The organism is Candidatus Pelagibacter sp. Uisw_127, from assembly GCF_047722515.1.
Taxonomy (GTDB): Bacteria; Pseudomonadota; Alphaproteobacteria; order Pelagibacterales; family Pelagibacteraceae; genus Pelagibacter.
On record NZ_CP159815.1, the window covers coordinates 1,303,492 to 1,325,187 of the forward strand.

At 30.6% G+C, this 21,696-nt stretch carries 22 protein-coding genes; 18 read left to right on the forward strand and 4 right to left on the reverse strand.

The features are described from left to right. Position 1 precedes the first annotated feature (1 nt). Genes trpS through ABXT65_RS07120 form a run of 3 tightly spaced genes read left to right on the forward strand, consistent with a single transcriptional unit; the run spans position 2 to position 2,716 of the window. Complete coding sequence (gene trpS, locus ABXT65_RS07110; RefSeq protein ID WP_415323434.1) at positions 2–1,003, forward strand: tryptophan--tRNA ligase; 1,002 nt, start codon at positions 2–4, stop codon at positions 1,001–1,003. Between the two features lie 52 nt (positions 1,004–1,055). Beyond that, positions 1,056–1,598 carry a NifU family protein gene (locus ABXT65_RS07115; RefSeq protein ID WP_415323435.1) on the forward strand — a complete coding sequence of 181 codons (543 nt, stop codon included), beginning with the start codon at positions 1,056–1,058 and terminating at the stop codon, positions 1,596–1,598. Between the two features lie 2 nt (positions 1,599–1,600). Further along, complete coding sequence (locus ABXT65_RS07120; protein ID WP_415323436.1) at positions 1,601–2,716, forward strand: glucosaminidase domain-containing protein; 1,116 nt, start codon at positions 1,601–1,603, stop codon at positions 2,714–2,716. Here ABXT65_RS07120 and ABXT65_RS07125 read toward each other — a convergent pair. Continuing rightward, entirely contained in the window at positions 2,713–3,774 is a 1,062-nt protein-coding gene (locus ABXT65_RS07125; RefSeq protein ID WP_415323437.1) for a polysaccharide deacetylase family protein, read from the reverse strand. The genes ABXT65_RS07120 and ABXT65_RS07125 overlap by 4 nt on opposite strands. Position 3,775: 1 nt before the next feature. Here ABXT65_RS07125 and ABXT65_RS07130 point away from each other — a divergent pair, with 1 nt between their 5' ends. The 12 genes from ABXT65_RS07130 to pnp all read left to right on the forward strand — a co-directional run bounded on the left by ABXT65_RS07130 (position 3,776) and on the right by pnp (position 16,654). Beyond that, positions 3,776–4,108, forward strand: a complete 333-nt coding sequence (locus ABXT65_RS07130; RefSeq protein ID WP_415323438.1) for a peptidase M22 — start codon at positions 3,776–3,778, stop codon at positions 4,106–4,108. An 8-nt stretch (positions 4,109–4,116) separates the two neighbouring features. After that, positions 4,117–4,527, forward strand: coding sequence for a Fur family transcriptional regulator (locus ABXT65_RS07135; RefSeq protein ID WP_415323439.1), 411 nt, complete (start codon positions 4,117–4,119; stop codon positions 4,525–4,527). Further along, positions 4,505–5,872 carry a tRNA (N6-isopentenyl adenosine(37)-C2)-methylthiotransferase MiaB gene (miaB, locus tag ABXT65_RS07140; RefSeq protein ID WP_415323440.1) on the forward strand — a complete coding sequence of 456 codons (1,368 nt, stop codon included), beginning with the start codon at positions 4,505–4,507 and terminating at the stop codon, positions 5,870–5,872. Before ABXT65_RS07135 ends, miaB begins: the two co-directional genes overlap by 23 nt. Before the next feature lie 3 nt (positions 5,873–5,875). Further along, positions 5,876–6,877, forward strand: a complete 1,002-nt coding sequence (locus ABXT65_RS07145) for a PhoH family protein (RefSeq protein WP_415323441.1) — start codon at positions 5,876–5,878, stop codon at positions 6,875–6,877. Then, positions 6,870–7,340 carry an rRNA maturation RNase YbeY gene (gene ybeY / locus ABXT65_RS07150; protein WP_415323442.1) on the forward strand — a complete coding sequence of 157 codons (471 nt, stop codon included), beginning with the start codon at positions 6,870–6,872 and terminating at the stop codon, positions 7,338–7,340. Before ABXT65_RS07145 ends, ybeY begins: the two co-directional genes overlap by 8 nt. Next, on the forward strand, positions 7,333–8,874 hold the full coding sequence (lnt, locus tag ABXT65_RS07155; protein WP_415323443.1) for an apolipoprotein N-acyltransferase: 1,542 nt from the start codon (positions 7,333–7,335) through the stop codon (positions 8,872–8,874). Before ybeY ends, lnt begins: the two co-directional genes overlap by 8 nt. Beyond that, complete coding sequence (gene metK, locus ABXT65_RS07160; RefSeq protein WP_415323444.1) at positions 8,867–10,036, forward strand: methionine adenosyltransferase; 1,170 nt, start codon at positions 8,867–8,869, stop codon at positions 10,034–10,036. The genes lnt and metK overlap by 8 nt, the downstream gene beginning before the upstream one ends. 98 nt (positions 10,037–10,134) lie before the next feature. Continuing rightward, positions 10,135–11,688, forward strand: coding sequence for a transcription termination factor NusA (gene nusA / locus ABXT65_RS07165; RefSeq protein WP_415323445.1), 1,554 nt, complete (start codon positions 10,135–10,137; stop codon positions 11,686–11,688). Positions 11,689–11,698: 10 nt separating this feature from the next. Further along, positions 11,699–13,912 carry a translation initiation factor IF-2 gene (gene infB / locus ABXT65_RS07170; protein WP_415323446.1) on the forward strand — a complete coding sequence of 738 codons (2,214 nt, stop codon included), beginning with the start codon at positions 11,699–11,701 and terminating at the stop codon, positions 13,910–13,912. Continuing rightward, a complete protein-coding gene (rbfA, locus tag ABXT65_RS07175; protein ID WP_415304024.1) occupies positions 13,912–14,280 on the forward strand; it encodes a 30S ribosome-binding factor RbfA in 369 nt (122 codons plus the stop codon). The genes infB and rbfA overlap by 1 nt, the downstream gene beginning before the upstream one ends. A gap of 13 nt (positions 14,281–14,293) precedes the next feature. Beyond that, positions 14,294–14,542: a 30S ribosomal protein S15 gene (rpsO, locus tag ABXT65_RS07180; RefSeq protein ID WP_415278299.1), complete on the forward strand. Its 249-nt coding sequence runs from the start codon at positions 14,294–14,296 to the stop codon at positions 14,540–14,542. A 21-nt stretch (positions 14,543–14,563) separates the two neighbouring features. Next, positions 14,564–16,654, forward strand: a complete 2,091-nt coding sequence (gene pnp, locus ABXT65_RS07185; RefSeq protein WP_415323447.1) for a polyribonucleotide nucleotidyltransferase — start codon at positions 14,564–14,566, stop codon at positions 16,652–16,654. A gap of 108 nt (positions 16,655–16,762) precedes the next feature. Here pnp and ABXT65_RS07190 read toward each other — a convergent pair whose 3' ends face one another. The 3 genes from ABXT65_RS07190 to fabA are packed head-to-tail and all read right to left on the reverse strand — an operon-like array spanning position 16,763 to position 19,263. Then, complete coding sequence (locus ABXT65_RS07190) at positions 16,763–17,548, reverse strand: enoyl-ACP reductase (RefSeq protein ID WP_415323448.1); 786 nt, start codon at positions 17,546–17,548, stop codon at positions 16,763–16,765. 3 nt (positions 17,549–17,551) lie between these two features. Further along, positions 17,552–18,763, reverse strand: coding sequence for a beta-ketoacyl-ACP synthase I (fabB, locus tag ABXT65_RS07195; protein ID WP_415323449.1), 1,212 nt, complete (start codon positions 18,761–18,763; stop codon positions 17,552–17,554). After that, complete coding sequence (fabA, locus tag ABXT65_RS07200) at positions 18,763–19,263, reverse strand: bifunctional 3-hydroxydecanoyl-ACP dehydratase/trans-2-decenoyl-ACP isomerase (protein ID WP_415323450.1); 501 nt, start codon at positions 19,261–19,263, stop codon at positions 18,763–18,765. Before fabA ends, fabB begins: the two co-directional genes overlap by 1 nt. Positions 19,264–19,336: 73 nt before the next feature. Between fabA and ABXT65_RS07205 the strand changes: the two genes are divergently transcribed. The 3 genes from ABXT65_RS07205 (at position 19,337) to ABXT65_RS07215 (ending at position 21,695) form a co-directional block, all read left to right on the forward strand. Continuing rightward, the gene (locus ABXT65_RS07205) at positions 19,337–19,765 is read left to right on the forward strand and encodes a Fur family transcriptional regulator (RefSeq protein ID WP_415323451.1); all 429 of its coding nucleotides are present in this window, start codon (positions 19,337–19,339) and stop codon (positions 19,763–19,765) included. Positions 19,766–19,889: 124 nt separating this feature from the next. Next, the gene (locus tag ABXT65_RS07210) at positions 19,890–20,306 is read left to right on the forward strand and encodes a rubrerythrin family protein (RefSeq protein WP_415323452.1); all 417 of its coding nucleotides are present in this window, start codon (positions 19,890–19,892) and stop codon (positions 20,304–20,306) included. A gap of 57 nt (positions 20,307–20,363) precedes the next feature. Further along, positions 20,364–21,695: a (Fe-S)-binding protein gene (locus tag ABXT65_RS07215; RefSeq protein WP_415323453.1), complete on the forward strand. Its 1,332-nt coding sequence runs from the start codon at positions 20,364–20,366 to the stop codon at positions 21,693–21,695. Position 21,696: the final 1 nt, after the last annotated feature.

Consider the following 21,696-nt stretch of genomic DNA (forward strand, 5'->3'; position numbering starts at 1 on the left):
CATGAGTAAAAAAATTTTTTCAGGAGTTCAACCAACAGGAAACCTTCATCTAGGCAATTATCTTGGTGCAATTAAGAATTTTGTAAATCTTCAAAATGAAAAAGAAAATCAATGCATTTTTTGTGTCGTAGATCTTCATGCAATAACGGTTAAACAAGACCCTAAAGAATTAAAAAAAAATATAAGAGAAACGGCAGCTACATTTATTGCATGTGGAATTGATCCAGCTCAAAGTATAATCTTTAATCAATCAATGGTTTCAGCACATTCTGAGGCTGCATGGATTTTAAGCTGCGTTACAAGAATAGGTTGGCTTAATAGAATGACGCAATTCAAAGAAAAAGCAGGGAAAGATAAGGAGAAAGCAAGCATTGGTCTTTATTCCTATCCAGTTTTAATGGCAGCAGATATTTTACTCTATGATGCCACTCATGTTCCAGTTGGGGGTGATCAAAAACAACATTTAGAACTCTGTAGAGATATTGCACAAAAATTTAATAATGATTTTAACGCATCAGATTTTTTGAAAGTGCCAGAACCTTTAATACAAAAACAATTTTCTAGAATAATGAGTCTTAAAGATGGAATAAAAAAAATGAGCAAATCAGACCCATCAGATTTAAGTAGAATTAATCTTACAGATAATAAAGATGAAATATTAAATAAAATAAAAAAAGCAAAAACTGACCCATTACCATTACCTGAACAAGCTAAAGATTTAGCTAAAAGGCCAGAAGCAGAAAATTTATTGGGGATTTATTCAAGCTTAAAAAATCAAAACTTAGAAATCTCTGTAAGCGAATTTAGTGGAAAAAATTTTTCTGAATTTAAAGAAAAATTATCAGAAGCATTAACTGAAAAAATTGAGCCAATTTCAAAGGAAATTAAAAAATTATTAAATGATGAAAAATACTTAGATACAATTTTATTAGAAGGATCTGATAAAGCGGACAAAATTGCCTCAAAAAAAATTAAAAAAATTAAAGAATTAGTGGGTTTTTAATAAAATATATTAATTAGTTTAAATTTCGACATTTACTACTATATATAAAAATATGTTCATTCAAACTGAAGTAACACCTAATCCAAATTCACTTAAGTTTTTACCGGGAAAAAATGTGTCTAATAGTGGTTCATTTGAGGTAACAAAAAAAGAAGATACGGACAGTGAATTAGTAAGAAATCTTTTGTCAGTAAATGGAGTAACAGGAGTATTTTTGGGGGCAGACTTTATATCGATTAATAAGAACGAGGATATAAACTGGGAAGAGATTAAACACATAGTTATATCATTAATTAATGATTTCTATTTAACAGGTAAAGAATTTGTAATTGCAAATGAATTATTTGAAGAGAAGAAGGAAGAGCACAGTGAAATAGAAAAAAAGATCATAAGTATTTTAGAGACAAAAATTAGACCTGCTGTTGCTAAAGACGGTGGTGATATAAAATTTAAAGAGTTTAAAGATGGAGTTGTCAAAGTAGAATTACAAGGAAGTTGTTCTGGATGCCCAAGTTCAACTATGACACTAAAACAGGGAGTCCAAAACCTTTTGTGTCATTATTTGCCTGAGGTAAAAGAGGTTGTTGCAATATAATTATGAAAAAAAAATTATTCTCTATTAATCAAATAAGAAAATATTTAAATAAAAAAGGTTTTATAATAAGTCACAAAAAGATTGCAAAAGAAGAAAATAATATTGGAAGCTTATCTAGAACTTTTTTGTCAAGCTTAATAATAATATCCCTTTTTTTTATTGGTCCAATAATTATTGATTTTAAAAAAAATACACGATTTATTTCTGAAGATTTTGAAAACAATTCAAAAAATAATTTAAATAAATTATTAGAAAAAAAAGATGTTAAAACAGACAAGGCAATTAATAGAAAATTTTTGTTTGAAGATATTTTAATATTTGATGAGCAACCTACTGACTCAGTTAGGTTAAGTGCAGCAACAATTGAAGAATTGTTTAAATCAACTAATTATACTTTGGAAGATGTAAGAAAAAATAAACTAGTTAAACCAATTTCACTGACACTATTACCAGCTGAGATTAAAAAAATAGAAAATACAAAAAAAAGAAAAGATTTTTTTATTCAAATTATTTTGCCGTTAGTTATTAAAGAAAATAATAATATTAGACTAGATAGAAAAAAACTTTTCAGTATTTTAAATAAAAGCAAGAATACAATAGCTGAAAACACTTGGTTAAATTTAAAATTTAAACAATATGGAGTATTAGATAAAGATTTATCAATATTAAAGATTAGGATGGATGAAGTTCCAGTCTCGATGGCAATTGCACAAGCAGCAAAAGAAACGGGTTGGGGTACATCAAGGTTTGCACAAGAAGGTAACGCACTATTTGGTCAATGGACCTGGTCTGGTGAGGGAATAAAACCTTCAGAAGCTGATGATGAAAGTACACATAAAGTAATGAAATTTAATGTGCTACAAGCCTCAGTAAGAGCTTATCAAAGAAATTTGAATACACACACATCTTATAAAAATTTTAGAGGTGCGAGGGCTGAATTAAGAGATAAAGGAAAAAAACTGGACAGCATGATTCTTACTGAATATTTAGATAAATATGCAGAAACCGGGAAAGATTATGTCAAAACTTTACAGCAAATAATAAAACAAAATAACTTAAGAGATTTTGATGACGCAAAGTTATTGCCTTTAAATATTAATTTAGAGAGTCTAATTTAATTTTGTTTGATGGAGAATTGGACTCCAAACCATCTCCACACCCCATTATCATTAAGGGAACAATTTACTCTTCCTCTTCTAAAATCAAATTTTTCCCTAAAATTTAAATTTAATGTGTTTTGATTAAAATAGGTATTAGACTTTTCCCACTTGTTTCCCTCATCAGAAAAACAATTAATATTATTTATGTTTTTCTGTTCATCAAAAAATTCTACTAGAAATTTCGGAGGATTATTATTATTTGTTAAATATTTTTCACTTGGATATAAAACTTTATATTGCAAAGGATAAAGATTAATTAAAAATTCAAATCTTTTTAGATCTCCATATTTTTCATTAATTGGAAACCTGGGCAGCTCATAAGGATCTTTATTAATATCAATTACCCCAGAATGTTGACCAAAAGAAAACTTAAAATTTTTGGAAATATATTCTCTTATAAATGAACTATATTCTCCAAAAGGATAAGAGAAAAAAATAGGATTATATCCTAACCTTTTTTTAAAAATTGAAGATGCGGTGTCAATGTCATTTATAAAGTCATCATTTTTTAAATTCACTAAATAGCCATGAGTGTGAGAATGATTACCGATATGAACAGTATTTTCTTTTTCTAATTCTTTAATTTGATTCCAAGTCATATATCCATTTTTCCCAACAGATTCAGTTGAAACAAAAAGAATAAATGGAATCTTTTCTTTTTTCAAATAGGGCCAAGCAACCTCATAAAATGAAGAGAACGCATCATCTATAGTGATAAGTATTTTCTTCTCAATTTTTAGCGTATGAAAATTTTTTTCCAAGTCCTTAGGGTCGTAAAAATTGTATTTTAAACTTTTAATTATTTTGATTTGTTTTTTGAAAACGTCCATTTGAATATTGGTTGAGGGGTATTTATTTTCATCAAATCTATGGTACATTAATGAGAGAATACCTTTATCATCAGAATAATATTTGATATTCTTTTCTTCTGCTTTAGAGTTAAAACTAAATAATAATATAATAATGAATAACTTAATAATAGATGCAGCTAGAAATAAAATTTTTTTAACATTCATTGTGAGCAAAAATATTTATACTTGTAGTCATGAAAATAGTAAAATGAATTTTGAAAAATTGATGATCTTAATTAATGAATTTTTAAAAAATAACCAAAGTTCTTTAGATGACATAAGTGCTATTTACGTTAATAGAGGACCAGGTAGCTTTGCGGGTATTAGAAGCTCCTTATCAACAATTAAAGCTTTGTTTTTAACTAAAAAAATTGACTATTATTGCTTCAGTTTTGAAGATTTTAAAGAATCTGAGACCAATAATTATGTAGATGTACCACAATTATGTGAAAAATATAAAATTAAAAAGAATTTGATTAATCCTATTTATTTAAGTTAAAATTAACTATGTCAGAAAATATTGAACAAAAGTGTTTAGCTAAAGGAGTTAAGCTTACAGATCAGAGAAAGATTATTGCTAAAATTATGTCAGAGTCAAACGATCATCCTGATGTAGATGAGCTTTATAATAGGGTATCAAAAATTGACTCAAAAATTAGTATTGCAACAGTTTATAGAACAGTAAAATTATTTGAAGAATCTGGAATTTTAGCAAAGCATGAGTTTAAGGGAGGAAAGGCACGTTACGAAGAATTAAATGAAGGCCATCATGACCATTTAATAGATGTTAAGTCAGGGAAAATTATAGAGTTTGTTGATGAGGAAATTGAAAAGCTACAAGAAAAAATTGCAGACAAGTATGGCTATCGATTAGTGGATCATAAGTTAGAATTATATGGGGTTAAAAAAAAACCCTAACCTAATGTTAAAAAAAATATTTATCAAAACCTTTGGCTGTCAGATGAACGAGTACGATTCTAATCGTATATTTGACACGGTAAAGAAAATAGGTTTTGAAAAAACAGATAGCTATGAAGATGCAAATTGTTATCTTTTAAATACCTGCCACATAAGAGATAAAGCAAAAGAAAAGGTTTATCATGAAATTGGCAGAGTAAAAAAGATTTTTAGATCTAAAAAAAAACCTATTGTGATTGTGGCAGGATGTGTAGCCCAAGCAGAAAATCAAGAGATGTTAAAGAGGGAACCATATATTGATATAGTTATTGGTCCGCAGTCATACCATAAAATTAATGACACTATACAAAAACATATAGACAATAAGAAAAAAGAAGAAGAGACAGAGTTTGATACGATTTCAAAATTTAATTATTTAAGTAAAATTAAAAACAAAGATAGCAAAGTATCTTCTTTTTTAACAATCCAAGAAGGTTGTGATAAGTTTTGTCATTTTTGTGTTGTTCCATATACGCGTGGGCCTGAATACTCTCGACCATTTGATCAGATTATAAATGAGGCCAAAGAGATAGTTCAAAGTGGAGCTAAAGAAATTATTCTTTTAGGACAAAATGTTAACGCATATAGTTATAAAAATATAGATAGAGAGTTTAGACTATCTGATTTATTATTAGAGCTAGAAAGCTTTAAAGAGCTGAAGAGAATTAGATATACCACATCTCACCCTAAAGATATGACTGACGATTTAATAGATGTTTATAAAAAATCAGCCAAATTAATGCCCTTAGTACACCTGCCGGTACAGAGTGGATCAAACAAAATTTTAAAACTAATGAATAGAAAACATACTATTGAAGAATATTTAATAATTTATGAAAAGTTAAAAAAGATTAATTACAATATAGAGTTTTCAAGTGATTTTATTATTGGCTACCCAGGGGAAAAAGATGATGATTTTCAATACACAATGGAGCTAATTGAAAAAATAAGATTTACCAATTCTTATTCTTTTATATTTAGCCCAAGACCAGGCACAGTTGCTGCCAATCTTGAGTTAGTTGATAAAAAAAAATCAAAAGAAAGGTTGAAAATAATTCAAAAAAAATTATTCGAAAACCAAATAAATAAAAATAAATCTTTAGAAGGTAAAACTCTTAATGTTTTAGTTGAAAATAAAATGAAAGACGGAATCAAATTATTTGGCAGAACAGAGCATATGACATCTGTAATTTTTGATGGCAAAACTGACTGTATAGGAAAAGTTGTGCAGATAGAAATAATTAATAGTAATCAAAATAGCTTATTTGGTTTGCTAAAAGAAAACTATAAACAGAAGGTAGCTTAAAATTTGAATAATCTAGCTTCTAAAAAAATTAATTCCACGCTAAAATTTGTCTATTCTGATAATAATTCTTTGAGTGTGATATTTCAAGACAATGATTTGTTAATGGGTGTGGTTGGAGAATTTAATGAAAATCTAAAAGAACTAGAAAAAATTACCAATACAAATCTATATTCTAGAGGTAATTCTATTTTAATAAAATCAACCCCAGAACAAAATGAAATCACAAAAAATGCTATTCAGTTTTTAGCCAACCAGTTTATAAATAATGGCTGTATAGAAAAAAAAGATATAATATCCTCAATAGATAAATTTATGATTGAAGAAAAAGTAAAAAATAAGAATGTTTCAGATATAATTAAAACTCCTAAAAAATCTGTTATTCCAAGATCAGAAAATCAAAAAGAATATGTTAGGGCTTTAAGACAAAGTGATATCGTTATATCAGCAGGTCCCGCAGGAACAGGTAAAACATTTTTGGCTGTTGCAGTGGGTCTAACGTTATTGCTTGATAAGAAGATAGAAAGAATTATTTTATCAAGACCAGCAGTAGAAGCGGGTGAAAGATTGGGCTTTTTACCAGGGGATATGAAGGAAAAAGTAGATCCTTATCTAAGACCTTTATACGATTCTCTCTATGATCTTTTTGACTTTGAAAAAATTCAAAGAATGATTGAGATTGGTGATATTGAAATAGCGCCTTTGGCATTTATGAGAGGTAGGACTTTAAAAAACTCTTTTGCAATTTTAGATGAGGCGCAAAATGCAACAGATACGCAGATTAAAATGTTCTTAACACGTATTGGTGAAAATTCAAAAATTGTTATAAATGGTGATCCATCCCAAATCGATTTACCCCATAAGAACATGTCTGGATTAAATAGCTCTAAAAAGTTGCTAGGACACTTAAATGAAATTTCTGTAGTAGACTTTGATCATTCCGACGTAGTTAGACATCCCCTAGTCTCCAAGATTGTAAAAGCGTATTCAGATCAAGAAAATGATTAGCATCGATGTAGTTTCTGAAAACAATCTTTGGAGTAAAAAAATTAAGAAACCCAATATTTTTTTTAATTCTTTAGTGCACGCTTTTCCTAAAAAATATAGTTTTGTTAAAAATAAAGTAAGTTTAACAATTTTACTCTCAAACAATAAAAATATTAAAAGATTAAATAAAAAATTTAGAAATAAAAATAAATCAACAGATATTTTATCATTTCCTTCTGAAAAAAAACTTAATATAAAAAAATCACCTTATATTGGAGACATTGTTATTAGTTACGAATTTATGAACAAACCAAAAGCTTTAAGTGCTCTAGAGTTTAAAGACAAAGTGACTAAGATTTTTATTCACGGTTTTTTACATTTATTAGGTTACGATCATATTAAATTAAAAGATTTTCAAGAGATGTTAATTATAGAAGAAAAAATTTATCAAACTATTAAAACAAAGACTGTCAAACTTGTTTAAAAAAAACTTTTTAAATTCTCTTTATATTTTTTTTTTAGGAGCAATAAGCTCTTATAGTCTACCACCATACAATTATTTTATAATTAATTTTATTACTTTTTCTTTATTTTTTATTTTTATTTTTAATAAAAAAAAAATATCTAAAAATAAATACTTCTTTCAATATGGGTGGTATTTTGGATTTGGATATTTTTTATTTAGTCTATATTGGATATCAATTTCATTGACTTTTGATCAGAGTTTTAAGTTCTTAATTCCAGTTGCTACAATTTTATTACCAGCTTCCCTAGCCATATTTTATGGCTTAATTACGTATTTGTTTTCAATTTTTTACTCAAAAAATGTAGTTATATCTTTTTTTATTTTTTCAATTTTATTTGGCATAATTGAATTTGTCAGGGGTTCTATACTTACGGGCTTTCCTTGGAATTTAATTTCATTCAGCTTTTCAAATAGTATTTATTTTATTCAAATTCTTTCTATAATTGGGACTTATTCTTTTAATTTAATTTGCATCTCTTTATTCACTGTCCCTGCCTTATTTTTTTTAAAAAATACTAGAACAGAAATTGTAGTTTGTTTTTTCTTTATCTTAATATCTGCTGCATTTTTAATATTTGGTAAGATAAGAGATAATAATTTTAATTCTTTAGAAAGTGTAAAAAACTCTTATACAATCAAGGCAATATCACCAAATATTAATCTAGATAGATTTTATTCAAAAAAAGATGAGATAAAAATAATTAATGAACTTATAGAATTAAGCTCTCCATCAAAAATAGAACCTACAATTTTTTTGTGGCCAGAAGGGATTATTCCAGACAGCTATCTAAGAGAGATGAGTTCTTATAAAAAGTTATTTTTAAATAAATTTGGAGAGAATGACTTAATTATTATGGGTTTAAACAGCGTTAAGAAAAATAATGGTAAAAATTTATTATTCAACTCAATGGCAATATTTAATAACAAGCTAGATATCATCGCAAGTTATAATAAAGTTAATTTGGTCCCATTTGGAGAGTTTACACCTTTTGAGAGTATTCTTGGCTTAATAGGCCTTAAAACGGTAACTAATAAGTATCAATCTTTCTCAAGTGGAGAAACCAGAACTCCACTTCATATAAAAAATAGTAAAATTGATTTAACTTTACTTCCTTTAATTTGTTATGAAATAATTTATTCAGGCAAATTATCTAAGGGTAATAATTTTGATTATATAATTAATATTTCAGAAGATGGTTGGTTTGGAAATTCTATAGGCCCTAAGCAACACTTTGCACACAGTATATTTAGATCTATTGAAAGTGGTAAATATATTATTAGGTCTGCAAACAACGGAATTTCAGCCATTATTAATCCTATAGGAATTATAGAAAAAAAAGTAGAATTTGGGTCTACTGGATATGTGAAGTTATCTGAGAGTAGATTGGTTAAATCCACACCCTTTATGGTATATGGGAATAAAGTCTTTTTAATGTTAATTTTAATATATATTTTTTTAATTTTTTCATTTAATAGATCTAAATATGAGTAATCTAAAAAATTTTTTATTCACTAGCGAGTCAGTTTCAGAAGGACATCCTGACAAAGTATCAGATCGTATTTCAGATATGGTAGTAGACAACTATCTTGCTGGGGATCCTTTTTCTAGAGTTGCATGTGAGACACTAACCACAACAAATAAAGTTATTCTTGCTGGAGAGGTAAGAGGTCCAGAGATTAAAGAAGAAGACCTTATTCAAAAAGTTAGAGACTGTATCAAGGACATTGGTTATGACCAAGAGGGCTTTACGTGGAGAGAAGCAACAAAAATAGAAAGCCACCTTCATTCACAATCTGCTGATATAGCGATGGGCGTAGATACTAAAGACAATAAAGATGAGGGAGCTGGAGATCAAGGAATAATGTTTGGATATGCGTGCAACGAAACAGAAGAATTAATGCCAGCACCTATTCATTATTCTCATAAAATTTTAAGATTAATGGCAGAAGATAGAAAGTCTGGAATATTGAAAAATATAGAACCAGATTCAAAGAGCCAAGTTACTTTTGAATATATTGATGGAAAACCAACCAAAGTTAAATCGGTTGTTATATCTTCTCAGCACTCTGCTGATATAGATCAGGCAAAAGTAAGAGAATTATTAACACCCTACATGTTAAAATCAATTCCAGAAAAATTTTTAAAAGATTTTGATGAAAAAGAATTTTATGTAAATCCAACTGGAAACTTTGTAATAGGTGGGCCAGATGGAGATTGTGGTTTAACAGGTAGAAAAATTATTGTTGATACTTATGGTGGAGCAGCTCCTCATGGTGGTGGAGCATTTTCTGGTAAGGATCCAACTAAGGTAGATAGATCAGCAGCTTATGCTGCAAGATATATTGCAAAAAATATTGTGGCATCTAATATTGCTGACAAGTGTTTAATTCAATTGGCTTATGCAATAGGAGTTTCAAAACCCTTATCTATCTATGTAGATTTATTTGATAATGACATGGAAAAAAATAAGTTTATTTTAGAAAAAATTTCAGAAAACTTTGATTTAAGTCCAAGAGGGATAAGAGAAATGCTGGGTTTAAATAAACCAATTTATGAAAAAACAGCAGCTTATGGTCACTTTGGAAGAATGCCTGAAGTGGATGGGTCATTTTCTTGGGAAAAGACCGATAAAAAGGGTGTTTTTTCTAAATAGTTCTTATTGAATTAAAAAAAAATCTTTATATATTGCCCTTACATTATTGAAATTACAGAATGGGCTTCAGCCCATTTTTTTTTGGAGTTAATAAAAATATGTTAAATAGAAGATCTGATAAATTAGAATTATTAAGAATAGCTGAGGCAGTGGCCTTAGAAAAATCTATAGATAAAGAATTAATTATTGATTCTATGGAAACAGGAATTGCAAAAGCAGCTAAATCTAAATTCGGACAGGACAACGAAATTAAAGTTTTGATAAATAGAGAAAATGGAGACATTGGAATTTTTAGAAAATTAACAGTTGTAGAAAAACCTGAAAATATAAATACAGAAATTAATCTTCAAGATGCAATTATTTTAAGTGAAGAAAATAAAGAAAAGAAAATTGGTGATGAGATTTTACAACCATTGCCCTCTTTCGATTTTGGTCGAATAGCAGCACAAACTGCCAAACAAGTTATTAGTTTTAATGTAAGAGAAGCAGAACGAGAAAGACAATACAATGATTTTATAGATAAAAAAGATTCAATTTTAAGTGGTATTGTTAAACGTTTAGAATTTGGAAACATAATAGTTGATTTAGGAAGAGCTGAAGCAATTATTCAAAAAAATGAAATGATCCCTAGAGAAAATATTAAAGCTGGTGATAGAATTAAAGCTTACTGTTATGATGTAAAGAGAGAACCCAGAGGTCAACAAATATTTTTATCAAGAGCTCATCCAAAATTTATGGAAAAATTATTTGTTCAAGAGGTTCCAGAAATTTATGACGGTTTAATTGAAATTAAATCATCAGCAAGAGACCCGGGAAGTAGAGCAAAAATTTGTGTTAAAGCAGTTGATACTTCATTAGATCCAGTAGGAGCTTGTGTTGGGATGAGGGGATCAAGAGTTCAAGCAGTAGTTAACGAACTACAAGGAGAAAAAATTGATATTGTTAACTGGTCAGAAGATCCAGCAATAGTAGTTTCAAATGCATTATCACCAGCAGAAGTTCAAAGAGTAAATGTTGATAGTGTTGCAAAAAAATTAGATGTAATTTTAACTGAAGAAAACCTAAGTAAAGCGATTGGTCGTAGAGGTCAAAATGTTAGATTAGCTACAAAATTATTAAATTATGAAATCAATATAATGACTGATGCAGAAGATTCAGAGAGAAGACAATCAGAGTTTAAAGAAAAAACTGAAAATTTTGTTAAAAATCTAGAATTAGATGAAACCTTAGGGCAATTACTTGTGGCGGAAGGCTTTTCTTCAATTTCAGATATTAAAGACAGTTCTCCAGAAAGTTTAATGAAAATTGAAGGTATAGAAGAAGAGACTGCTAAAGCTTTAATAGAAAGAGCAAAAGATTTTTATCTAAAAGATCAAGAGGATATTACAAAAAGAATTAAAGATTTGGGGCTACAAGATGATCTTATAAATCATAAAGGGCTAACACCAGGCATGCTAGTTACTCTTGGAGAGCAAAAAATTTTAAAACTAGAAGATTTTGCAGATCTTGCATCTGACGAATTAACGGGTGGTTATGATATTGTGAAAGGTGAAAGAATTAAAATTCAAGGATATCTTGAAGATTTCGCTTTATCAAAAACTGAATCAGATGAACTAATTATGTCTGCGAGAAATATAATTTATAAAGATTGAGTAATGAAATATGGACAACAAAAAAACAAAACTAACACTTTCTGGCATAGCCAAGAAATCGATAGAGAATATAGAGTTAGCAAAAACTCAAAGTAAAAACTCAGTTGTAATTGAAAAAAAACCAAGCAAATTTGCCCCTCGAGGTAATTTTAGCAGACCTGCTAGTGTAAGATCAAAACCATTAGTAAGCCCTGCCGGAACTTTTACTCCAAGAAGTACTTCAGCGCCTAAACCATCTTCACCAATTACGAACGACTATGAAAAACGTAAATTGGCAGAACAAAGAGCAACCAGAAGATTGAAAGGTGATGCTGGAGATAAAGGAAAGCCTGATACAAAAAAAAGAGAATTAAAGTTAACAGTTTCAAGAGCCTTAAGTGACGAGATTGAAGCAAGATCAAGAAGTATGGCTTCACTTAAAAGAGCAAAGTTAAAAGAAAATAGAGAGCTTACTAAAGAAGAAATTCAAGAAAGTTTAAAGCCAATAAAAAGAGATGTAAATATTCCAGAGGCAATTACTGTTAGAGAGCTATCTAATAGAATGGCTGAACAATCCAACAATGTTATAAAACATTTATTTGGAATGGGAGTAACAGTTACTATTAATCAAACACTAGCAGCAGATACTGCGGAATATTTAGTAAAAGAATTTGGGCACAATCCTATAAGAGAAACAAAGGCTGAAGAAATTATTCAAAAAATTAAAGAATCTAGGTCCGAAAATTTAAAGAATAGACCTCCAATAGTAACTGTAATGGGTCACGTTGATCATGGGAAAACTTCAGTACTAGATGTTTTAAGAAGTGCAAATGTTGTACTTGGAGAATTTGGTGGAATTACACAACATATTGGCGCTTATCAAATAGAACATGAATCAACAAAAATTACATTTATAGATACGCCAGGTCACGCAGCGTTTACCGAGATGAGGGCTAGAGGATCAAAATTAACAGATGTTGTAGTATTAGTTGTTGCAGCAGATGATGGTGTTAAACCTCAAACAATCGAATCTATAAAGCATGCCAAAGCTGCAAATGTTCCAATAGTTGTTGCTATAAATAAATGTGATCTACCAGAAGCAGATCCACAAAAAATTAAAAACCAACTTTTAGAATATGAACTTATTGCAGAAGACTTATCAGGAGATACTTTGATGGTTGAAATTTCTGCAAAAACAAAAAAGAATTTAGATAAACTGGTAGAAGCAGTTGTTCTCCAAGCTGAAATTTTAGACCTAAAAACTGATTTTGAATCTAAAGCAACAGGGATTGTTTTGGAATCAAAAATTGACGTAGGTAGAGGAGCTGTGGCAACTGTTGTGGTAACATCAGGAACAATTAAAAGAGGTGATTTTTTTGTTAGTGGATTGAAATGGGGAAAAGTAAGAGCTTTAATTAATGATAAAGGAAAAACTATTGACGAAGCTCCTCCATCAACACCTGTAGAAATTTTAGGTATTAATGGAGCAGCTAAATCTGGAGATGATTTTATTGTTTTAGATTCTGAGAAGGAAGCAAAAACATTAAGTGAAACTAGAGCTGATGAAACTAAAACTGGAGGAAGTCCTTTAACACTTGCAACACAAGATTCTGCTTTTGCAGATAAAGCTGCTTCAGAATTAAACATTATTATAAAATCAGATGTACATGGATCTGCCGAAGCAATTAAAAGTGCCATCAATCAAATTACACATGATGAAGTTAAACCTAAGATTATTTTATCAGATATTGGAATGGTAACTGAAACCGATGTAACTTTAGCAAAAGCATCTAATGCAACTTTAATTGCATTTAATGTTAAGCCGAGCAAAGAAGCAAAAAAATTAGCAGAAAATGAAAAAATTAAAATTTCTTCATATAATATTATTTATGAAGTTTTAGATTATATTAAATTAAGAATGTCAGGACTTCTTGCTCCAGACGTTCAAGAAACAATTAATGGAACAGCTCAAATTTTAGAAATCTTTAAAGTTTCAGGAACAGGAAAAGTTGCGGGTTCTAAAGTAACCGAAGGAGAGTTAGTTAGTGGTACGAATGCTAGGTTAATTAGAGATGGAGCAATCATATATACGGGAAAAATTAGCACAATTTTCAGAGAAAAAGATCAGGCTAAACAGGTTAGTAATGGCCAAGAATGTGGAATAACTCTTAAGGACTTTGTTGATTTTCAAAAAAACGATACAATAGAGGCTTATAGTACGACTTCTACAGAGAGAACGGTATAATGGTTGATAAAACGGGAAAACCCGTATCACAAAGGCAATTGCGTGTTGGAGAGATGATTAAGCAATCTTTAGGTATGATTTTTGCTAGAAATGAAGCTAAGGTGCCGAATTTAGAAACTAACACTGTTACGGTTACAGAAGTAAAAATGAGTCAAGATCTTAAAATTGCAAAAGCGTATGTATTGCCTCTAGGAGGAAAAGATACAGAAAAAGTTATTAAAAAATTAAGAGAATATTCTTTTTTAATTAGAAAAGTTTTATCTAAAAAGGTATTTATGAAATATATACCAAAGATACTTTTTGCTAAAGATGACTCTTTTGAGTACGCAGAAAAAATAGAAAACTTAATAAAACAAACAAACAAATAGGAAAATAAATAGTATGACGAATAAAGCAGAAGAATTAAAAATGCATGAAAAAGACACTGGTTCTTCAGAGGTACAAATTGCATTATTAACAGGTAAAATTGAAACTCTTTCAGCACATATTAAGCAATTCAAAAAAGATAAACACTCTTCGGTTGGATTGTTAAGAGCAGTAAATAGAAGAAAAAAATTGTTAGAATATTTAAAGAAAAATAAATTCGATTCTTACAAAAATGTATTAACACAATTAAATTTAAGAAAATAGATAGAAGGAAACGGAAAATAAATGTTCAAAGTATATAAGAAGGAAATTGAAGTAGCGGGTAAGAAAATAAGTTTAGAAACAGGCAAAGTAGCAAGACAAGCTGATGGAGCAATCATCGCTTCGTGTGGTGAAACAGTTATTTTAGCAACAGTAGTAGGAGCAAAAAAAGTAAATCCAGATATGGATTATTTTCCACTATCTGTAAATTACCAAGAAAAATATTATGCAGGTGGTAAAATTCCTGGTGGATATTTTAAAAGAGAAGCAAGACCAACTGAAAGCGAACAATTGATCTCAAGGTTAATTGACAGACCAATTAGACCTTTGTTTCCAAGTGAATTTAAAAATGAAGTTCAGTTATTACCAACGGTAATTTCATATGACAAAGATAATCAACCAGATATTTTAGCAATTATAGCTTCTTCAGCGGCGCTAGCTATTTCAGGAATGCCGTTTATGGGTCCTGTGGGTGCTTCAAGAGTTGGTTTAGTTGATGGTAAATACATTTTAAATCCATCAAAAGCTGAGCTAGAAAATTCTACTTTAGATTTAGTTGTAGCAGGTACTAAAGATGCTGTGCTTATGGTTGAGTCTGAAACATCAGGTTTAACAGAAGAAGTAATGTTAGATGCAGTTAAGTTTGGTCATAAAGGTTTTGTTCCAGTAATTGAAATGATAGAGGAACTTGCAAAAGAATGTAGAAAGCCAGAATGGACTGTTGAAAAGAAAGATTTATCTGAAGTTAAGAAAAAACTTGAAGAAAATTTTACAGCAGATTTAACTAAAGCTTTTGGAACAATAGACAAGCAGGATAGATCAAATCAAATTTCAGAAATTTCTGATAAAGCAAAACAACTTTTTGCAGATGATGAAAATTATTCTGATTTTAATGTTAATGATGAATTAAAAAATCTTGAAAAGAAAATCGTTAGAACTGACATTCTTAAAAACAAAAAAAGAATTGATGGTAGAGGTTTAGCTGACGTAAGAGCTATTGAGTGTGAAGTTGGTGTTTTACCAAGAACTCACGGATCAGCTCTATTTACTAGAGGTGAAACACAAGCGATTGTTACTACTACTTTAGGTACATCTGATGATGAACAAAGATTGGAAAGTTTAGATGGACAGCATAGAGAAAGATTTATGCTTCATTATAACTTCCCTCCTTTCTCAGTCGGTGAAACTGGAAGAATTGGAACTGGAAGACGTGAAGTTGGCCATGGAAAATTAGCATGGAGAGCAATTAATTCTTCATTACCTCCAAAAGAAGAGTTCCCTTACACTTTTAGAGTAGTGTCAGATATTACAGAATCTAATGGTTCTTCTTCAATGGCGAGTGTTTGTGGTGCATCTCTTGCACTAATGGATGCTGGTGTGCCGATTAAAGAACCAGTTGCAGGTATTGCAATGGGATTAATTAAAGAAGGCGATGATTTTAGTGTCTTGTCAGATATTTTAGGTGATGAAGATCATCTTGGAGACATGGACTTTAAAGTTGCTGGAACTAAAGATGGAATTACTTCACTTCAAATGGATATCAAAATTACAGGTATCACATTTGAAATCATGGAGCAGGCTTTAAAACAAGCTAAAGAAGGAAGAGTTCATATCTTAGGTGAAATGAATAAAGTTTTAAGTGAATCAAGAGCTGATGTTGGTGAACACACTCCAAAAATGGAACAAATTACTGTTGATAAAAAAGATATCGCAGCTGTGATTGGAAAAGGTGGAGCAACAATTAGAGAGATTGTTGAAAAATCAGGTGCTAAACTTGATGTGAATGATGAAGGTGTAGTAACTGTTGCTGCTCCAGACGAAGAGTCTAGAAACATTGCTATGCAAATGATTAAAGACATTACAGCAAAAGCTGAGATGAATAAAATCTACACAGGTAAAGTAATGAAAATTATGGAGTTTGGTGCATTTGTTAACTTCTTAGGTAAACAAGATGGTCTTGTTCACATTTCAGAACTTGCTGCTAAAAGAGTAGAAAAGGTTACTGATGTCGTAAAAGAAGGTGATGAAGTTACTGTTAAAGTAATTGGTTTTGATAGAGGTAAAGTTAAACTTTCTATGAAACAAGCAACTACTGAAACAGAAGCTAAAGCCTAATAACTTAAATTAAAATTCTAAACCCCTGGAATGAAAGTTCTGGGGGTTTTTTTATGGGGCACCGAGTTATAGAACGCCCCTATAAGTTTAACTAAATTTAACTATATTTCAGGTAATATTTTTAGGATCTGGCATTCCAACCTTGTTATATCCAGCATCAACGTAGTGAATTTCACCTGTAACACCGCCAGCAAGTTCGCTTAATAGATATAAAGCTGAGTTCCCAACATCTTGGATATCAACGTTTCTCTTTAAGAATGAATGATCTGCATTCCATTTATATAAAAATTTTGCATCTCCAATAGCAGAAGCTGCTAGTGTTTTAATAGGTCCTGCACTTATTGCATTTACTCTCATGCCTTTAGCACCTAAATCTCTTGCAAGATATTTAACACTTGCTTCAAGTGCTGATTTACAAACACCCATTACATTATAGTTTGGAATAGCTTTATTAGACTCATAAGTTAGTGTTAATAAACTTCCACCACCCTTCATTATCTTAGAAGCTTCTTTAGCAACTTCTGTAAATGAAAAACATGAGATTAACATGCTCCTTAAAAAATTTTCTCTAGATGTATTCAAATATTCACCTGATAATTCTGATTTATCAGAAAAAGCAACTGCATGGACTACAAAATCAATTTGACCCCACTGTGATTTAATATCTTCAAAAAGCTTTATAACCTCTTCTTTGTTTTCAACATCACAACTAAATGTTGCTTTTGAATTTAATTTTTCAGCTAAAGGGATTACTCTTTTCTTCAATGCATCACCAAGATAAGTGAACGCAAGTTCTGCTCCAGCTTCTGCAAGTTTTTGCGAAATACCCCAAGCTATAGATCTTTCATTGGCTACACCCATGATCAATCCTCTTTTACCTTTCATCAAACTCATAAATTAAACTTTCTCAAAAATTAAAGTTGCATTTGTTCCACCAAAACCAAAACTATTAGACATTACAGAGTTTAAAGTAACTCCTGTTTCAGTTTTAGTAACGATTGGAAATTTTTTAGCTTCATCATCCATGTCTGTGATGTTGGCTGAGGCTGTGATGAAACTATTTTTCATCATGATTAAACTATAAATTGCTTCATGAACTGATGCGGCACCTAGAGGGTGACCAGACAAAGACTTAGTAGAACTAATCTTTGGTATCTCAGCACCAAATGCTTCTCCAACACCTCTTAGTTCCGTCATATCACCAACTGGAGTTGAAGTTCCATGAGTGTTTAAGTAGTCCATTTTGTTTTTAGCTGTTGCTAAAGCCATCTTCATACATCTAACAGCGCCTTCGCCTGATGGGGCCACCATATCGTACCCGTCAGAAGTCGCGCCATAGCCTGTTAATTCAGCATATATGTTTGCGCCTCTAGCTTTTGCGTGTTCGTACTCTTCAAGCACTAAAACTCCACCACCACCTGCTATTACAAAGCCATCTCTAGTCTTATCGTAAGCTCTAGAAGCAGTTTCAGGTGCATCATTGTATTTAGAAGACAAAGCAGTCATCGCATCAAACATCGCAGTCATAGCCCAGTGTAATTCTTCACTACCTCCTGCAAATACAACATCCTGTTTCCCCATTTGGATTAATTCGCTTGCATGGCCAATGCAGTGTCCGCTAGTTGCACATGCAGAACTCATCGTATAGTTAACTCCTTTAATTTTAAAAGGTACAGCAAGTGTTGCTGAAGATGTGCTGGCCATAGTTCTTGGAACAATAAATGGCCCCATTAATTTTGGTGTCTTAGCTCTTGTTTTATCAACTGACAAAACAACATTTTCTATTGAAGGACCACCAGAACCCATAACTATTCCAGTTTTAAAATTACTCACATCTTTATCTTCCAATCCAGAATCCTTGATGGCTTCTTTCATTGCAATATAATTGTAAGCAGAGCCAGATCCCATAAATCTAATTGTCTTTCTATCTATGTGGTCTTCAAGTTTAATATTTGGCTTACCATGAATATGACTTCTTAAATTATGTTCTTTGTATTCTTCACAAAAAGATATTCCTGATTTTGAATTTAAAAGAGATTGATAAACTTCTTCCTGATTATTTCCTAAACATGAAACAACACCTAAACCTGTAACAACTACTCTTCTCATTATTTAAATAACCCCACTTTTAAACTCTCAGCTGAATATATTTTTTTGTCATCTGCAAAGACCAATCCATTTGCAAGACCGACTGTAGTTCCACCAGGAGCCATAACTTTTTTCATATCAATTTCATATCTTACATTTTTAATGTTTTGCAAAATTTCACCAGTAAATTTTACTGTACTCACTCCTAAAGCTCTTCCCTTGCCAGGGTTGCCAAGCCACCCAAGATAAAATCCAACCAACTGCCACATTGCATCTAACCCAAGGCATCCAGGCATAACTGGATCTTCCTTAAAGTGACAATCAAAAAACCAAAGGTCTTCTTTGATATCTAACTCTGCTTTTAAAGAGCCTTTACTAAAAGTGCCATTGTTCTCGTTGATTTCTGTTATCCTATCAAACATGAGCATTGGTGGAAGTGGTAATTTTGCATTACCTGAGCCAAAAAGTTCGCCATTTCCGCAGCTTATTAGCTCATCATATGTGAATGAGTTTTTTTTCATAAATTAAGCACCCTTAATACTTGATTTATGAGGATTATAATATAGAAATAGTTTAGAATTATTATAAACAATAATGACTAATTTAAACATTTATATAAAAAAACTAAGGCAATCCGGTTTAAGACCAACTAGACAGAGATTAAAAATCTGTGAAGTACTTTTTTCACCTGAAAAAACTTTTCATTTTACAATAAACGACCTTACTAAAATTATAGAAGAAAAATTAAGTGAAAAAATTTCTTTAGCCACAGTTTATAATACAATTCACGCATTTAAAAAAAAAGGATACCTAAAAGAAATTTCTATCAATGCAGACAAAAGCTATTTTGATACAAATGTTACAGAGCACCACCATTTCTTTGATGAAGATACGAATGAGTTAATTGATTGTAGCAGTGATGATATTGATTCGGTAAATATTAAAAAAAATATTACTGGAAAAAAAATAAAATCAGTAGAAGTATTAATTAAAGTTGCAACTGATAATCAAACTCAAAAATAATTCAATAATTTCAATAGCTTAATATTTACATTAAAATTATTCTAAACTACTTGACACTAGTTTAGAATAATTATAAAACTAACTTCAATTAAAAAAAAAATCATTAAACATTAAGGATAAAAATATGTCATTAAAAGGAAGTAAGACAGAAGAAAACTTAAAAGATGCATTTGCAGGTGAAAGCCAAGCAAATAGACGTTATTTATATTTTGCTCAAAAAGCAGATATCGAAGGTTATAACGATGTAGCATCTGTATTTAGATCTACAGCAGAAGGTGAAACAGGTCATGCACATGGACACCTTGAGTACCTTGAAGAAGTTGGTGACCCAGCTACAGGACTACCGATTGGTGAAACTAAAGATAATTTAGCTTCAGCAGTACAAGGTGAGACACATGAATATACAGACATGTACCCTGGTATGGCAAAAACAGCTAGAGAAGAAGGTTTTGCAGAAATTGCGGAATGGTTTGAAACTTTAGCTAAAGCTGAAAAATCACACGCAGGTAAATTCCAAAAAACATTAGAATCTATTGCGTAAATAAGACTTAATTTATGGTGGGGTTCTTCCCCACCATTTAACTCCAAAATTTTAAATATGAGCAAAGAAGGCGGCACAGAAGCACCTATAAGACACCCAATAAATTTTGAGCATCCTGATTTTTTAGATCCAAAAAAATTAGATGACGAAATGAGAAGAGCTTTTGACATTTGCCATGGATGTAGAAGATGTTTTAATTTATGTGACTCGTTCCCAAAATTATTTGACATGATAGATGAGTCAGAAAATGAGGATGTAGAAAGTTTAAAAAGTGAACAATTTGAACCTGTAGTAGATGCTTGCACATTATGCGATATGTGTTTTATGACTAAGTGTCCTTATGTTCCACCACATGATTTTGATTTAGATTTTCCTCATTTAATGTTGAGATATAGAACGGCTCAAAAAAAATTAAATAAATTACCTATCGTACCTGCACTATTAGCTCAAATTGATAGAAATGCAAAAATTGGTATAATGTTATCATCACTAATAAACTGGGCATCAAACATTAAAAATACATTCTTTAGAAAAATATTAGAATTAGTTGCTGGAATTGATAAGAGAGTTAAGCTTCCAACTTATAATTCAGAAACATTTACAAATTACTTTAAAAAAAATAATATTCCAACAAATAGTGAAGCTCCATCTAAAGATAGAAAGGTTGTAATTTACTCAACATGCTTTGTGAATTTTAATAAAAAAGATACGGGTGTCGCAGCTTTAAAAGTTTTAAAAAAAAATGGTGTTGAGGTTCAAGAGGCTTACCCAGGGTGCTGCGGGATGCCTTACCTTGAGCAAGCAGATTTACCAAAAGTTGTTGAACAAGCTAAAAAAGTATCTAAAGATTTATTGGAATGGGTAGATAAAGGTTATGAAATTATTACACTTACTGCTAGTTGTGGTTTAATGTTAAAATTTGAATGGCCATTATTATTGCCTAATGATGAAAATATTAAAAGACTCTCAAAAAACACCAGTGATATAGATGAATATATTGTCGATATAGCTCAAAACGAAGGCCTAGCAGAAGGTTTACAAGAAATTGATGGTGGGGTGACAGTTCATAATGCTTGTCACGCTAGAGCACAAAATATGGGTATTAAATCTAGAGATATGTTGAGATTAATTCCCAATATTAAAATGGACGTTGTTGAAAGATGTGCTGGTCATGGGGGAACTTTTGGTGTGATGAAGGAAACTCACGATTTAGCTGTAAAAGTTGGAACACCAACAGCAAAACAGATTAAAAATAAAAACAATAAATACATGGCTTCAGATTGTCCTTTGGCAGGTAAGCATTTAAAACAATTAGAAACAGACACAAATATTGCAAATGATGAGGCACTTCATCCTATCGAATTAATGGCAAAAAGTTATAGATTATAAT

Coding starts and splice junctions, on each gene's coding strand:
- ABXT65_RS07115 (WP_415323435.1), top strand. CDS start 1,056: ATGTTCATTCAAACTGAAGTAACACCTAATCCAAATTCACTTAAGTTT.
- ABXT65_RS07210 (WP_415323452.1), top strand. CDS start 19,890: ATGTCATTAAAAGGAAGTAAGACAGAAGAAAACTTAAAAGATGCATTT.
- infB (WP_415323446.1), top strand. CDS start 11,699: ATGGACAACAAAAAAACAAAACTAACACTTTCTGGCATAGCCAAGAAA.
- ABXT65_RS07205 (WP_415323451.1), top strand. CDS start 19,337: ATGACTAATTTAAACATTTATATAAAAAAACTAAGGCAATCCGGTTTA.
- fabB (WP_415323449.1), bottom strand. CDS start 18,763: ATGAGAAGAGTAGTTGTTACAGGTTTAGGTGTTGTTTCATGTTTAGGA.
- rbfA (WP_415304024.1), top strand. CDS start 13,912: ATGGTTGATAAAACGGGAAAACCCGTATCACAAAGGCAATTGCGTGTT.
- metK (WP_415323444.1), top strand. CDS start 8,867: ATGAGTAATCTAAAAAATTTTTTATTCACTAGCGAGTCAGTTTCAGAA.
- ABXT65_RS07215 (WP_415323453.1), top strand. CDS start 20,364: ATGAGCAAAGAAGGCGGCACAGAAGCACCTATAAGACACCCAATAAAT.
- trpS (WP_415323434.1), top strand. CDS start 2: ATGAGTAAAAAAATTTTTTCAGGAGTTCAACCAACAGGAAACCTTCAT.
- miaB (WP_415323440.1), top strand. CDS start 4,505: ATGGGGTTAAAAAAAAACCCTAACCTAATGTTAAAAAAAATATTTATC.
- nusA (WP_415323445.1), top strand. CDS start 10,135: ATGTTAAATAGAAGATCTGATAAATTAGAATTATTAAGAATAGCTGAG.
- ABXT65_RS07190 (WP_415323448.1), bottom strand. CDS start 17,548: ATGAGTTTGATGAAAGGTAAAAGAGGATTGATCATGGGTGTAGCCAAT.
- ABXT65_RS07125 (WP_415323437.1), bottom strand. CDS start 3,774: ATGAATGTTAAAAAAATTTTATTTCTAGCTGCATCTATTATTAAGTTA.
- pnp (WP_415323447.1), top strand. CDS start 14,564: ATGTTCAAAGTATATAAGAAGGAAATTGAAGTAGCGGGTAAGAAAATA.
- ybeY (WP_415323442.1), top strand. CDS start 6,870: ATGATTAGCATCGATGTAGTTTCTGAAAACAATCTTTGGAGTAAAAAA.
- ABXT65_RS07120 (WP_415323436.1), top strand. CDS start 1,601: ATGAAAAAAAAATTATTCTCTATTAATCAAATAAGAAAATATTTAAAT.
- ABXT65_RS07135 (WP_415323439.1), top strand. CDS start 4,117: ATGTCAGAAAATATTGAACAAAAGTGTTTAGCTAAAGGAGTTAAGCTT.
- rpsO (WP_415278299.1), top strand. CDS start 14,294: ATGACGAATAAAGCAGAAGAATTAAAAATGCATGAAAAAGACACTGGT.
- fabA (WP_415323450.1), bottom strand. CDS start 19,263: ATGAAAAAAAACTCATTCACATATGATGAGCTAATAAGCTGCGGAAAT.